The 13,899-nt window shown below is 57.1% G+C and carries 17 protein-coding genes; 3 read left to right on the top strand and 14 right to left on the bottom strand.

The genetic code is table 11. The features are described from left to right. Nucleotides 1-122: 122 nt before the first annotated feature. The 12 genes from D1823_RS21920 to D1823_RS12170 all read right to left on the bottom strand — a co-directional run bounded on the left by D1823_RS21920 (nt 123) and on the right by D1823_RS12170 (nt 8,788). Complete coding sequence (locus tag D1823_RS21920) at nt 123-263, bottom strand: hypothetical protein (RefSeq protein ID WP_162896825.1); 141 nt, start codon at nt 261-263, stop codon at nt 123-125. Between the two features lie 122 nt (nt 264-385). Then, nucleotides 386-1,165, bottom strand: a complete 780-nt coding sequence (locus D1823_RS12120) for a succinate dehydrogenase iron-sulfur subunit (RefSeq protein ID WP_117870326.1) — start codon at nt 1,163-1,165, stop codon at nt 386-388. 31 nt (nt 1,166-1,196) lie between these two features. Then, complete coding sequence (locus D1823_RS12125) at nt 1,197-1,823, bottom strand: sulfotransferase (RefSeq protein WP_117870328.1); 627 nt, start codon at nt 1,821-1,823, stop codon at nt 1,197-1,199. Between the two features lie 147 nt (nt 1,824-1,970). Beyond that, on the bottom strand, nt 1,971-2,570 hold the full coding sequence (locus D1823_RS12130) for a class I SAM-dependent methyltransferase (protein WP_117870330.1): 600 nt from the start codon (nt 2,568-2,570) through the stop codon (nt 1,971-1,973). Between the two features lie 24 nt (nt 2,571-2,594). Continuing rightward, the gene (sdhA, locus tag D1823_RS12135) at nt 2,595-4,400 is read right to left on the bottom strand and encodes a succinate dehydrogenase flavoprotein subunit (protein ID WP_117870333.1); all 1,806 of its coding nucleotides are present in this window, start codon (nt 4,398-4,400) and stop codon (nt 2,595-2,597) included. Between the two features lie 18 nt (nt 4,401-4,418). After that, nucleotides 4,419-4,790 (bottom strand): succinate dehydrogenase, hydrophobic membrane anchor protein, encoded by a 372-nt coding sequence (gene sdhD / locus D1823_RS12140; protein WP_117870336.1) that lies wholly within the window; start codon nt 4,788-4,790, stop codon nt 4,419-4,421. A 13-nt stretch (nt 4,791-4,803) separates the two neighbouring features. Next, on the bottom strand, nt 4,804-5,190 hold the full coding sequence (sdhC, locus tag D1823_RS12145) for a succinate dehydrogenase, cytochrome b556 subunit (RefSeq protein WP_117870338.1): 387 nt from the start codon (nt 5,188-5,190) through the stop codon (nt 4,804-4,806). A 215-nt stretch (nt 5,191-5,405) separates the two neighbouring features. After that, nucleotides 5,406-6,068, bottom strand: coding sequence for a DUF1194 domain-containing protein (locus D1823_RS12150; RefSeq protein WP_117870340.1), 663 nt, complete (start codon nt 6,066-6,068; stop codon nt 5,406-5,408). A 54-nt stretch (nt 6,069-6,122) separates the two neighbouring features. Then, on the bottom strand, nt 6,123-7,151 hold the full coding sequence (locus tag D1823_RS12155; protein WP_117870341.1) for a MaoC family dehydratase: 1,029 nt from the start codon (nt 7,149-7,151) through the stop codon (nt 6,123-6,125). After that, nucleotides 7,151-7,357, bottom strand: coding sequence for a DUF1737 domain-containing protein (locus D1823_RS12160; RefSeq protein ID WP_117870343.1), 207 nt, complete (start codon nt 7,355-7,357; stop codon nt 7,151-7,153). Before D1823_RS12160 ends, D1823_RS12155 begins: the two co-directional genes overlap by 1 nt. 12 nt (nt 7,358-7,369) lie before the next feature. Beyond that, nucleotides 7,370-7,924: an NnrU family protein gene (locus D1823_RS12165; RefSeq protein WP_117870345.1), complete on the bottom strand. Its 555-nt coding sequence runs from the start codon at nt 7,922-7,924 to the stop codon at nt 7,370-7,372. A 6-nt stretch (nt 7,925-7,930) separates the two neighbouring features. After that, nucleotides 7,931-8,788, bottom strand: a complete 858-nt coding sequence (locus tag D1823_RS12170; RefSeq protein WP_117870347.1) for a CoA ester lyase — start codon at nt 8,786-8,788, stop codon at nt 7,931-7,933. 171 nt (nt 8,789-8,959) lie between these two features. On the opposite strand from D1823_RS12170, the gene D1823_RS12175 reads away from it, so the two are divergent. Beyond that, nucleotides 8,960-9,265, top strand: coding sequence for a hypothetical protein (locus tag D1823_RS12175; RefSeq protein ID WP_117870349.1), 306 nt, complete (start codon nt 8,960-8,962; stop codon nt 9,263-9,265). On the opposite strand, the gene D1823_RS12180 is transcribed toward D1823_RS12175, so the two are convergent. Further along, complete coding sequence (locus D1823_RS12180) at nt 9,266-10,021, bottom strand: sulfite exporter TauE/SafE family protein (protein WP_117870351.1); 756 nt, start codon at nt 10,019-10,021, stop codon at nt 9,266-9,268. A gap of 161 nt (nt 10,022-10,182) precedes the next feature. On the opposite strand from D1823_RS12180, the gene mdh reads away from it, so the two are divergent. Next, nucleotides 10,183-11,145: a malate dehydrogenase gene (gene mdh, locus D1823_RS12185; protein WP_117870353.1), complete on the top strand. Its 963-nt coding sequence runs from the start codon at nt 10,183-10,185 to the stop codon at nt 11,143-11,145. A 122-nt stretch (nt 11,146-11,267) separates the two neighbouring features. Here mdh and D1823_RS12190 read toward each other — a convergent pair whose 3' ends face one another. Continuing rightward, the gene (locus D1823_RS12190) at nt 11,268-12,260 is read right to left on the bottom strand and encodes a zinc transporter ZntB (RefSeq protein WP_117870356.1); all 993 of its coding nucleotides are present in this window, start codon (nt 12,258-12,260) and stop codon (nt 11,268-11,270) included. Nucleotides 12,261-12,652: 392 nt separating this feature from the next. Here D1823_RS12190 and sucC point away from each other — a divergent pair, with 392 nt between their 5' ends. Further along, nucleotides 12,653-13,846 (top strand): ADP-forming succinate--CoA ligase subunit beta, encoded by a 1,194-nt coding sequence (gene sucC / locus D1823_RS12195; protein WP_117870358.1) that lies wholly within the window; start codon nt 12,653-12,655, stop codon nt 13,844-13,846. Nucleotides 13,847-13,899: the final 53 nt, after the last annotated feature.

Raw genomic sequence — 13,899 nt, forward strand, 5'->3', positions numbered from 1 at the left:
GCACGGAATGGCGCGAGCGCCAGAGGAAATAGGCAAACACGCCGGCCACCAGAAGAAGCAGAAGAACAGGCATCCCTCTGCTTTGCCGATAAACCGTCAGTTTTCAAGTCTTGCCGCCCGTATCAGGCTGCGTTTGCGTATTCGAACAGCTCTGGTTCCTTGTCAGCCTTGGCAGGTTCGGGCGTGTAATAGGCCCATGCCTGTTCAAGCAGGTCCAGCGCTTCTTGGGCGTCGGTTTTCTGTTTGAATGTGTCTTTGCTCATTGGAGTGATCCTGATTAAAGCTCATCACTCCTCCCTGCCCAAAAAAATATAGCAATGCAGCCGGGGCTGCATCGCCTAATTTTGCAAGATGGACATGCGAAAATCGCAAATCGCGCCCGTGATTAAACCGCGCGCTCAACCATCATCTTCTTAATCTCGGCAATCGCCTTGGCCGGGTTCAGACCTTTCGGACAGGTCTTGGCGCAGTTCATGATTGTGTGACAGCGGTAGAGCTTGAACGGATCTTCCAGCTCATCCAGACGTTCACCCGTCGCCTCATCCCGGCTGTCGATGATCCAGCGATAGGCGTGCAGCAAGGCCGCGGGGCCAAGGTAGCGATCGCCGTTCCACCAGTAGCTGGGGCATGAAGTCGAGCAGCTGGCGCACATCACACATTCATAAAGACCGTCCAGCTTCTTGCGGTCTTCGATGGACTGCTTCCATTCCTTCGCAGGGCGATTGGTCTTGGTTTCCAGCCATGGCATGATGGACGCATGCTGGGCATAGAAATGGGTCAGATCAGGGATCAGGTCCTTGACCACCGGCATGTGCGGCAACGGGTAGATTTTCACGTCGCCCTTGATCTCATCCATGCCATAGATACAGGCCAGCGTGTTGATCCCATCGATATTCATCGCGCAGGATCCACAGATGCCTTCGCGGCAAGACCGGCGGAACGTCAAGGTCGGATCAATCTCGTTTTTGATCTTGATCAGCGCGTCCAGAACCATCGGACCGCACGTATCCATATCAACGAAATACGTATCGACACGCGGGTTCTGCCCGTCATCGGGGTTCCAACGATAGATCTGGAACTTGCGCACGTTCGTGGCGCCGTCCGGCTTTGGCCAGGTCTTGCCGGTGATAATCCGGGAATTCTTGGGCAGGGTCAGTTGAACCATGTCAATTCTCCATTCAGCACAAGGCCGCCTTTCAGCCTGTCCGGGCGCGGTCAGACGCCCCTCGGTTATAATGCCCCCAATGGGCGATGTTCACGTCGAAATCCGGAGAGAGCAAGTCCGCAAGGTTTTGCGGATCGTCCTGATCGATATCAAAACGCAGAAAGCGTGGGTTGTCGTCGAAGAAAGCTTCGACCTCGGAATGGTGCACATCGTACATATGTGCCCAACCCCGTTTCACCTCATCGGCCGTTTGGCCATTGGCCTTGCAGCATCGCTCAAGGTACCTACCGCCGGAATGATTGGCACGGGATGCGATCCAGTCATCGCGATTGCGTGTGTTCAGCAAGAAAAAGGCGTCCGGGTAAGCCGCGTGCAGCTCTCGAAAGAACCTGGCGCCGTCCAGCATGAAACGCGAATTGACAAAGGCGATATCGGTGAAGGCCCGGATTGCCCCGAACCCATCCAGTGGCCTGCGGCCCATGGCAATGTTTGTAACCATTCGAAGGGCAAGGTTTTTTCCCTGATCATCTTCCCAATGCACCGAAGGGATCCCACTGTTCTGAAACAGCTTGTGAAACGAGGTCGTCGCACATCGGTTCAAGCCGATCAGGATTATCTTGGGATCGCTTTGCCCGGATTGGAGCTTCTCGACTGTCATTGAGAGCACCAGCAAAACATACGCCGCCGTCCGCCTGGGGTCTCAGCACTACATGCGCTTTTTTGAACGTCCTTCCGGCATTTGAAAGGACCAAAAGCGGTAGGCTTGGCTTCCCGGGTCGATATGGTGCTTGTGCCAGTCACTCGTTCATCTCCGCTCGAACACTTTGAACGCGGCAAAGCTGTTCTTTGAGGCATGAGCATGCCCTTTGACGGCAAACGGGTTTTCTTCTTCACAATAGAGTTGCCAGCCGGGCATGAAGTCTTCAATCCAGGCGGAATACGGGCGATGGCGAACATGTTGATTGGAAGGGTTCTGGTCAAAATCCGACGAATAGATACAGACAAAACGCTTTGCCAGTCCGAACAGCCGCCGCATGTAGTTTTCGAAAACCCTGTCTTCTGTCAGATGATAAATTACATCCAGCGAAAGAGATACGTCATGCGGCTCAACCTCAGAATCAGCGTTTTTGAACACCCAATTGGACCGGGATCGAAAAACTTCATTGCAGCGCCGAACGCAAAGGTCAGAGACATCCAAACCGGTATATTTCGGGATATCAAACAATTGCGCCTGATTCCCGTCGCCCGACCCCAATTCCACAACCGATTCCAGGCCTTCCATCTCGACCATCATGTTGATGAAATTCGCTTTGTAGACAGCAAGACGCCCGTAAGACCCCGCACCCGAGGTCTTGCCGCGCTCATATCGGCGTTGCCAATAATCAGTCGAAGAAAACTCAGCCATCTCGCCCCTATTCCTGACCAGCCCTTAGAACGTCCGCGCCTTTGGCGCGATTTTCTGCAGGCTGATACCGCCTTGGTCTTCGGTCGTCAGTGGATCAACGATAACCGGACGGTAGCCGAGCTCAACCTTGTTGCCCTCAACCCGGCTGACCGTATGAACGCGCCAGTTTTCGTCATCACGCTCGCTGAAGTCCTCATGCGCATGGGCCCCTCGGGATTCCTTGCGGGCCTCGGCGCCGACGATGGTGGCAAGCGCGTTTGGCATCAGGTTGGCCAGTTCAAGGGTTTCCATCAGATCGCTGTTCCAGACCAATGAACGGTCTGTGACTTTCAGGTCGTCCATCTTTGCGGCAATCGCTGTCATCTTCTCGACGCCTTCGGCCATGGTCTTGGCGGTTCGGAACACGGCCGCGTCCGCCTGCATGGTCTTTTGCATCTCAAGCCGCAGATCAGCGGTTGGGATTGAACCACTGGCGTTACGCACCGCATCAAAACGGTCAAACGCCTTGTCTACCGACGCCTGGTTCAGAACCGGGTTCGCGGATTCGGCGTCGACAACCTTGCCAGCCCGGATCGCTGCCGCCCGGCCAAAGACCACAAGGTCAATCAACGAGTTCGACCCCAGTCGGTTCGCCCCGTGGACCGAGGCACAGCCGGCTTCGCCAACGGCCATCAATCCAGGAACAATCGCCGTTGGGTCATCGGTGGTCGGGTTCAGAACCTCACCCCAATAGTTCGTGGGGATACCGCCCATGTTGTAATGCACGGTGGGCAGAACCGGTATCGGTTCCTTGGTAACATCCACACCCGCAAAAATCTTGGCGCTTTCCGAGATGCCAGGCAGGCGTTCCGCCAGAGCCTCGGCAGGCAAGTGGCTGAGGTTCAGGTGAATGTGATCCCCTTCGGCCCCTACGCCCCGTCCCTCGCGGATTTCCAAGGTCATCGAGCGCGAAACGTAGTCGCGCGGTGCGAGATCCTTGTACTGGGGCGCATAGCGCTCCATGAACCGTTCACCTTCCGAGTTTGTCAGGTAACCGCCTTCGCCGCGCGCACCTTCGGTGATCAGGCAGCCTGACCCGTAGATGCCGGTTGGGTGGAACTGAACGAACTCCATATCCTGCAAGGCCAGCCCTGCTCGGGCCACCATGCCACCACCATCGCCGGTGCAGGTGTGGGCCGAGGTCGCGCTGAAATAGGCACGGCCATAGCCGCCGGTCGCCAGAACCACCATCTTGGCGTTGAAGACATGCATGGTGCCGTCGTCCAGTTTCCAGCAGACGACCCCCTGACACTGGCCGTCCTCGGACATGATCAGGTCGATGGCGAAATATTCGATATAGAACTCGGCGTTATTCTTGAGCGACTGCCCGTACAGAGTATGCAAAATCGCGTGGCCTGTCCGGTCGGCGGCTGCACAAGTGCGCTGTACCGCAGGACCCTCTCCGAATTCAGTGGTGTGCCCACCGAAGGGGCGCTGATAAATCTTGCCCTCTTCCGTCCGGCTGAACGGAACGCCATAGTGCTCCAGCTCGTAGACTGCCTTGGGTGCCTCCCGCGCGAGATACTCCATCGCGTCGGTATCGCCCAACCAGTCCGAGCCCTTGACGGTGTCGTACATGTGCCACTGCCAATGGTCGGGGCCCATGTTTGACAGCGACGCGGCAATGCCACCCTGTGCGGCCACGGTATGGGAACGCGTCGGGAAAACTTTGGTTACGCAAGCCGTGCGCAGACCTTGTTCTGCCATACCCAATGTCGCCCGCAGACCGGCCCCACCGGCGCCGACAACGACCACGTCATATTCATGCGTTTCGTATTCGTATGCAGCCATTTCTTTCAGCTCCGGGAATTAAAGGGCAATGCGCGCGATGGCGAAGATGCCGGCCGCAGCCGCACCGTAGGACAGGCAGGTGACCAAGATGATCAGGACCTTTTCAAGCGTACCGTGAACATAGTCCTCAAGCATCACCTGCGCACCGTCTGCGAAGTGTTTGAAGCCAACCGCCAGCGTCAGTGCTGCCACGATGGCTGGGAAAGGCCGCGAGTAATATTCAAGTACCACATCGAACGGCTGGCCCAGAACCGGGCCAAACGTGAAGACAAACAATGGCACAAGTATCAGCAGAGCCACCGAGCTGACTTTCATCGCCCAGAAATGGGCTGTGCCTGATTTCGCCGAGCCAAGGCCAGCGGCGCGCTTACGGTCGGTCAGATAACGCATGTCAGGCCTCCAATCACGCGACGATGACAAGGGTCAGAAGGGTCAGAACGACCGATCCGATGACAACCGCCCAGCCCAGCTTTGTCGCTGTGGGAAGGTCCAGACCAACCGCATTGTCCCAGATCAGGTGCCGAACACCGGCCAGCGTGTGATACCAAAGACCCCAAACAGACAGTGCCATCACCAGATCCCCAAGCATTGAGGTTATTACGCCGTTTGCCACGGCGAAAGCCTCGGGCGAAGTCGCTGCGGCCAGAAACCACCAGACAATCAACAGGGCCGCCAGTAGAAGCGCGTTGCCTGTGATGCGTGTCAGGATGGATGTGATCGACGTCAGCTGCGGACGATAGATCGACAGATGCGGCGAAAGTGGGCGGTTGCCCCGATTTACATCGGCCATGGCGGCTCCTTTTCGGTTGGCTACCGAACGTTTTACTGGTTTTTGCGACACTGTCACGTGCTGCGGGTGCAAAAACCACTAAATTCAGTGCAAATTGACGGATAATTCAGGTATGTGATCACACAAAATATTCTCGTGATCACATATTACATTCTGCTTCATCAATGTTAGCGATTTCAAGGCCAAAGCGATGTGATCACGAATCTCTCAGCCTGTCACTTAAGGCCAGCCGTTTGCTGCGTCACTTCGCGCAGCAGTTTTTTGCGAATTCTATCCGGGTAGTCGGCGAACCCGGAGGCCGAAACGACAAAAGCACCTTCGCCCACAATGACATTCTCAAAGAAATATGCCGTCAGATCCGGTTCACTCTCTTCGATCGCCAACGCATTTACGACAATGCCGCGGTTCCGCAGAGCGGCATGCACCTGCGTTGGTTCGACCCCTTCATTGGATACGCCGTCCCCCGACAGATCGATCAGACGTCGTTTGCAATCTGAAACGGCATCAAAAGCATCCAGAGTCGTGTGCAGCGCCTCACCTATCGCCGTCGAGAAATTCCGCCAGATGCGTGGATCTGCGGCAACCTGATCGGCAAAACGGTCCAGTGAAGAGAAACTGTCGATACGGGTCCAGGGGATCGTGACCTGCTGACGCGATGACCCGGTCCATTGCACCAGCATCAACTGCGCCTGACCACGAACCAAAGCCTCGGACACGACCGGGTCGCGCAGACCGGCGGCCAACCCGTCCATCTGTATGCGGTACTCGTTGCTGTCGACCGAGCCGGAAACGTCCACCGCCAGGGCCAATGCCAGATCGCAGGCCTGAGCCGACGGGGCCAGACAAATACTGGCTAATATCGCGCGCAGAAGATGCATGGTGCAAGCCTAGCACGGCTTGCACGCGAATGGTTCACATAACCGTCAGCTCTCCTATTGCGGCATGAGCGCCCAATAATCGAGGTCCAGAAGCACATCAGGCAAATACCGCCCCTCGTCGGTCTTCAACTCAAATGGAACACCGCCCTTGGTCGCCACCATGCGCAGACGGATCGCACCCACGCCGGGAACACCGGTTTCCGCTTTATCCAGTACTTCGGACCAGGCCTTGATCGTGTCGCCCGCGAAACAGGGGTTGGCATGCGCGCCACCATTCAGGCCAACAATCATCTGCGCGTTCGCAAGTCCATTGAACGACAAGGTCCGCGCCATCGAGATCACGTGCCCACCATAGATCAACCTGCCTTCCGGGCGGAACGTCAGGTCGAAATGCACCTTGGCGGTGTTCTGCCACAATCGCGTGGCCAGCATATGTTCGGCCTCTTCCAAGGTGACGCCGTCCACGTGGTCGATTTTCTCACCGATTTCATAATCGCCCCAACGATGCGCTTCACCGGCCAAAGCAAAGTCGTAATTCGAGAAATCGAGACCTTCGGGCACGATCAAGTCCTGAGGTGTCAATGCCTTCTTCAATTCGGGAACAACCGTTTCGGGCGCAGGCGCATTCACGTCTGCTTTGCGCACCATGACCCAACGGACATATTCGATGACCACTTCGTCCAACTGGTTCAATCCACGGGTACGGACCCAAACCACACCCGTTTTCCCGTTGGAGTTCTGCTTGAGCCCGATCACCTCGGACACGGATCGCAGAGTATCACCGGCATAGACAGGCTTCAGCCATCGGCCTTCGCCGTAGCCAAGGTTGGCAACCGCGTTCAGCGAGACATCCGGTACTGTCTTACCGAACACCAGATGAAACGCGGCCAGATCATCAAGCGGACTTTCCGGCAAACCACAATGCCGGGCAAATTCGTCCGAGGAATAAAGAGCGTGGCGTGCGGGATAAAGCGCGTGATACAAACCGCGTTCGCCCTCGGTCACTGTGCGTGGCACGGCGTGTTGCAGTACCTGCCCTACGGAATAATCCTCGAAAAATCGGCCCGGATTTGTTTTTACCATTACTGCTGTCCCAGTTTCATGTCGGGGGAATAATCGGGCGCGACCTCTTTGGTCACGGCCTGCGCACAGCGCATCTTGTTGGTGGACGGATCGAACGTATAGGACGGGTCGCCATACAACTCCCATCCCTTTGCCAGCGCATCCGACACCTTGTGACAGAAGGCTGACGTGTCCTCTTCGGTCAACAAACGATAGAGTTTCGCCATGGGGTCAGGTCCTCATGAGCCGAACGGAGAAGGACCGACCAGGCCGTGGATATATCCGATAATCCCCAGCAGCACGATCGACGCCACAAAGAACATCGCATCCTTGCCGTAAGTCCCGGGCTCACCCGGCGCCCAGGCAGGTTCGGACTTGTTGATTACAATGACTTCGACCACAGCCCATGCCAGAAGACCGCCGAACAGGATGATCGAAGCCAGATCTCCGTTCACCAGCAAATGCGCAAAGGCCCACAGCTTGAACCCGCCGAGCATCGGATGGCGAAACTTGTTCAGCACCCGACCTTTGGTACCTGCAGGACTCATCATGTAGATCGCGATAAGAACCAACAGATTATTGACGTGAATCAGGAAGGTCGGCGGCGCCCAGACATAGATGAAGTCGGTCATACGATAGCCGAACACCATCAGCAGGATCGACGCGACCAGTGCCAGAGCAACTGCCCCTTTGCCCCCGTCGCCCATTGCGGCGCGGCGTTCGGGTGCCACACGTTTGAATAGATGCGCTGCCCACCACAACGCGACGCCCAAGATCAGAAGAAAAAAGCCCATGCTGGCTTACCCCGCTTGCAAAGCTGATATTGCCTCTGCTTTTGCCAGAATTTCGCGGGCAGTTACAACGTGCAGATTTTCAACAATCTTGCCATCCACGACAGCAACACCCTGCCCTTGCGCTTCGGTCTCTTCAAATGCCGAGATTTGACGGCGGGCCAGGTCGATCTCATCATCCGATGGCGCAAAGGCTTTATTGGCCACATCGACCTGGGCCGGATGGATCAGCGTTTTGCCATCAAAGCCCATGTCTCGGCCTTGTGCACACTCATCGGCCAGACCCTCGGCATCCTTGAAAGCGTTGTACACGCCATCGACGATGATCAACCCCTCGGCTTTGGCAGCCAACAGGCACAGACCCAGCGAAGTCATCATCGGCAAGCGATCAGGACGGAAGCGGGTTTGCAGCTCTTTGGCCAGATCGTTCGTGCCCATCACGAACCCGGCCATCAGCGGATGCGCAGCGATTTCCGCCGCGTTGAGCATTCCGCGCGGTGTTTCCATCATGGCCCAGATCGGCAATTCTCCGGTGATCGCCGCCAATGCATCTACGTCGGTCGCCGAATTCACCTTGGGCAACAGAACAACGTCGGCATCCATGTCGCGCACCGCCTCGGCGTCGGCACGCCCCCATTCGGTGTCCAGCCCATTGATCCGGACGATCTTGACCCGTGCGCCATAGCCCCCATCAGACAGGGCGCCTTTCAGCGTTTCGCGCGCGTTTTCTTTTTCGTCCGCTGCAACTGCATCCTCTAGATCAAAGATGATCGCATCCACGGGCAGAGTGCGGGCCTTGTCCAGGGCTCTATCCTTCGAGCCAGGGATGTACAGAACTGAACGATAGGGGCGCTGACGAGAATCCATAGACCACTCCCATTGAAATAAAGTTGCGCGAAATGGGGCATTTTTTGCAGTAAAGTTCAAGCATAAAATCGCCGCACTGCAGCAAGCCCGACGCAACGTGCGTTCCCTTAACTGGATTTCGTCCCTTGCCATCCACCCTGATCGGCAGATGGAACCGAAAAAGGGTACGGGATGCAAAAGACGGTGTTCAAGATGACAATGGGGCTTGGAATCATTGTTCTGGCCGCGCAGCACGTGCACGCTCAGGGTCAAAACTGTGCGCCTCGAGAAGATGTGTTGGAACAGTTGCACGAGGCCTATGGTGAAACGCGCAGAGGTTTGGGGCTGGCCCGGAAAGGCGCAGTAATGGAGCTTTTTGCCTCGAACGAAAGCGGCAGCTGGACCATCACGGTGACCATGCCCAACGGGATCACCTGCCTTGTGGCTTCGGGTCAGTCTTTTGAAGATGTGGCCGAGGCGCTGCCCCCCAATGCCTGATCAGGTAAACGAGTCCCAGATCAGCTTGCTGCCGGTAAGTGTCAGCAGCACATAGGCGAGCCCAAAGAACAGGCGTTCGGACAACATGAAATGTGCCCGGACGCCCAGCCATGCCCCCAAGATCGCAAAGGGTGTCAGCAACAAGTCCGCCCACAACGTCTGCCATGTGAACATGCCCAGATAAGCGTAGGGTACAAATTTCGCGATATTGATCACCCAGAAAACCAATACCGTGCTGGCCTGAAACTCGGTTTTGGTCAGCCGTTGAGACAAAAGATAGACAGCCGCCGGGGGGCCGCCGGCGTGGCTGACGAAGCTTGTGAAACCCGCGACCAGCCCGGCAAAAAGACCATAAGACGGCGGAAGTCGCCTGGCAAACCCGCGCACCCAACCTTGCGATTGCGCCATGTGCCAAATCACGAACCCGACAGAGATGCCACCGATCAGCAGGCGCAGCAGGTCATCATCCGTTGCACGATAAAGCCACGCACCCATCGCCACGCCGGGTACCGCGCCCAGAATCAGTAGACGTGAATCCGGCCAACTCCACCGTCTCCAATACGGACCCAGTGTGGCCACGTCGATCACCATCAGAATCGGCAGCATCAAGGCCAAAGCCTGCCCGGGCGTCAGGATCAAGGCCAGAATCGACGAAGAAGCAAAGGCCACGCCAGAACCGAAACCACCCTTTGAGATACCGGCAAAGATCACTGCCGGGATCGCCACGGCAAAAAACATCAGGTTCAGTTCGAACATGTGACGGTCCCGGTTTTGGCTTATCTCAAAGGCCGTTTAGCGCAATCAAAGCAGGGCCTGCAAACGGTATGCGGTTGTATGCCACGTCGCAGAACCCTTGCCTATTGACGTTTTAACGACTAGCACAGCCGCGATTTCAATACCGACCGGAGATATTCCAAATGGCCAGACCCAAGATTGCGCTGATCGGCGCGGGGAACATCGGCGGCACGCTTGCACATCTCGCAGCTGTCAAAGAACTGGGTGACGTTGTCCTGTTTGACATCGCAGACGGGCTGCCGCAGGGCAAGGCGCTCGACATCGCTGAATCCGGCCCTTCGGAAGGGTTCGACGCCTCGATGAAAGGCACCAGCGACTATGCCGATATCGCTGGTGCGGATGTGTGCATCGTGACCGCAGGCGTGGCCCGCAAGCCGGGCATGAGCCGCGATGATTTGCTGGGCATCAACCTGAAGGTCATGAAGTCGGTCGGTGAAGGCATCGCTGCCCACGCACCCGATGCGTTCGTGATCTGCATCACCAACCCGCTGGATGCCATGGTCTGGGCCCTGCGTGAATTCTCGGGCCTGCCGCACAACAAGGTTTGTGGCATGGCTGGGGTGCTTGACTCGGCCCGCTTTGCACATTTCCTGTCGGAAGAGTTCAACGTCTCGATGCGCGACGTCACCGCATTCGTGCTGGGCGGCCACGGCGACACCATGGTACCGTCGGTACGCTACTCGACGGTTGCCGGTATTCCGCTGCCTGATCTGGTCGAGATGGGCTGGACCACGCAAGAGAAACTGGACGCCATCGTGCAGCGCACCCGTGACGGCGGCGCTGAAATTGTTGGCCTGTTGAAGACCGGTTCTGCCTATTACGCGCCTGCCACGTCGGCGATCGAAATGGCCGAGGCCTATCTGAAAGACCAGAAACGCGTTCTGCCATGCGCGGCCTACTGCAACGGCGAGCTGGGCGTCGATGGCCTCTATGTCGGCGTTCCGACCGTCATCGGTGCTGGTGGTGTCGAGCGTATCGTTGACATCAAGCTGAACGAAGACGAGCAGGCAGGTTTCGACAACTCTGTGAACGCAGTGAAAGGTCTGATCGACGCTTGCAAGGGTATCGACAGCTCACTGGCATAGTAGCCTACCCCTGTCGCCTGTGGATCTGGCGACAGGAGAGCCAGAACAGAATAGAGCCCCGCCCGAGATTGTGGCGGGGCTTTTTACATTGCCCGACTTACATTGCCCGACCTAAACCCAACCTACCGGAACATGCCTAACCATCTAGCTACGGCCAGAAGCACCCCCCCTAAAACGACTAACAGGACACACACCTCCCAGAAGGCGCTTGGGTTGCTTGCACCAGGCACGCCGCCGACATTGATCCCAAGAACCCCCGCGACCAGACTTAGCGGAAGAAACACCGCACTCACGACCGACAGAACTAGCATCCGGCTGTTCATGCGTTCGGCGCGCTGATCCATCAATTGGTCATGAATGATCTGGACTCGTTCGCGAACCGCGGCAAGGTCCTCGCCGATCCGATAGATGCGTTCCGATGCTTCGCGTAAACGTGACCGATCTAGCGCCTGGAGCCAGGGCAGGTCTTCGATTTCCAAGGTGGTCAGCGCATCGCGTTGGGGTACGAGGTAACCGCGCAGAACAATCGACGACCGACGGATCGCTGAAAGCTCTGTCCGCGAGATATCGGCATCCGGTTCCAAAAGGATTTCCTCAAGATCATCCACGCGCTCGTTTAGATCTGTGATCGCCGGCTCGGCCCGGTCGGCCAGCCGAAGCGCCATGCGCGCGACAAAATCACCGGGTGTTCTTGGGCCTTGCCCCCGTTCTATCGACGCCAGAAAATCGAAAACCGCGTCCAGTGGCCGACGCCAGACACCTATCACTTTGGCTTCCGTCAGCCACATCCGGACCGAAATCATATCTTCGGGTAGTTGATCCGGCAGCAGGTTTACGCCTCTCAGGTTCAGGATGACGCCGTCACCGTGTACGGTACACCGAGGCCGGGTTTCGTCAGCCATCAGCGCGTCAATCACAAATTCGTCCAACCCGCTGGCGCGCAGAAGCGATTGAGTGGCTGGCGCTTCCAGTCGCAGGTGCTGCCATGCGAACCCAACCCCGGTATCCGGCGGTGACCAAACCGGAAAACTGTCGTCGTTTACCGTCGTCGCCCGACCCGCACCATCAAAGACAAGCGTCAAGGCATCCGGAAGGCTGTGGCCTTGTGCATTCATCCTGTTGGACCCTTCTGGCTATCAATCTGCCGCACCTTGCGGCATCGGGAGACTATCCAACCAACTGACAACCGCCAAGCCCAAGCGACGCCCGAGACAGTCAGCGCCGCTGCGTTTTCCCGCGCTCGCATACGGTGTACGCTCCACAAGTGTGACCGATGTTGTTAGCGTAAGCAGTAAGCTGAGCCTCGAAGAATGAGTTTTTTTGCACAAATCCTCGGATTGTCGAATCAAGCGTCGCAGCGCACTGAATTTGTGATCACACGCGAAAAAACCGTGATCACAAAAGTTGAAAATCTTTGGCTAATCGCCCCAAGGAGTCAGAAAACCCTTTAAATCTGACGTTTAAACACCCCTATAACGTTTAAACGCAGTCAGACGGGACAGTTTCGATGAACATTCACGAATATCAGGCCAAAGCCCTCCTTCGCAGCTACGGCGCACCGGTGTCCGATGGTCGCGCAGTGTTGCGCGCCGAAGAAGCCAAAACCGCAGCAGGTGAGCTGGACGGCCCGCTTTGGGTTGTCAAAGCACAAATCCACGCGGGTGGTCGCGGCAAGGGTTCGTTCAAAGAGGCCGACGCCGGTGAAAAAGGCGGTGTTCGTCTGACCAAATCGGTTGAAGAAGCCGCTGAAGAAGCCAAAAAGATGCTGGGCCGTACGCTGGTCACTCATCAGACCGGTCCGGCGGGCAAGCAGGTCAACCGCATCTATATCGAAGCAGGCTCGGGCATCGAGCGTGAACTGTACCTGGCTCTGCTGGTGGATCGTCAGACCAGCCGCATTTCCTTCGTCTGTTCGACCGAGGGCGGCATGGACATCGAAGAAGTGGCCGCCGCGACGCCCGAGAAAATCCTGTCCTTCTCGGTCGATCCGGCCACCGGTTACATGCCCTATCACGGCCGCCGCATCGCCTTCTCGCTGGGTCTGGAAGGCGCGCAGGTCAAGCAATGCGTCAAACTGATGAGCCAGCTGTATGCCGCCTTCGTCGAGAAGGACATGGAGATGCTGGAGATCAACCCGCTGATCGTGTCCGACAAGGGCGACCTCAAAGTACTGGACGCCAAGGTCGGTTTTGACGGCAACGCGGTCTACCGCCACCCCGACATCGCCGAGTTGCGCGACACGACCGAGGAAGATCCCAAGGAACTGGAAGCCTCCAAGTACGACCTGAACTACATCGCACTGGATGGTGAGATCGGCTGCATGGTCAACGGCGCCGGTCTGGCGATGGCCACGATGGACATCATCAAGCTTTACGGGGCAGAGCCTGCCAACTTCCTCGACGTGGGTGGCGGCGCCACCAAAGAGAAAGTGACCGAGGCGTTCAAGATCATCACCTCGGACCCGCAGGTCAAAGGCATTCTGGTCAACATCTTCGGCGGCATCATGCGTTGCGACGTGATCGCCGAGGGCGTTGTCGCCGCAGTGAAAGAGGTCGGCCTGAAAGTGCCGCTGGTCGTGCGTCTGGAAGGCACGAATGTCGAGAAGGGCAAAGAGATCATCAACACCTCTGGCCTGGACGTGATCGCGGCAGACAACCTGAAAGACGGTGCCGAGAAGATCGTGAAGGCAGTTAAGGGGTAAGCTTGTTTGAGTGGGGCTGGCCTCGGGCCCGCCCCATCGCGGCAAATACCAAG

The organism is Ruegeria sp. AD91A (genome assembly GCF_003443535.1).
In the GTDB taxonomy this organism is placed as follows: Bacteria; Pseudomonadota; Alphaproteobacteria; order Rhodobacterales; family Rhodobacteraceae; genus Ruegeria.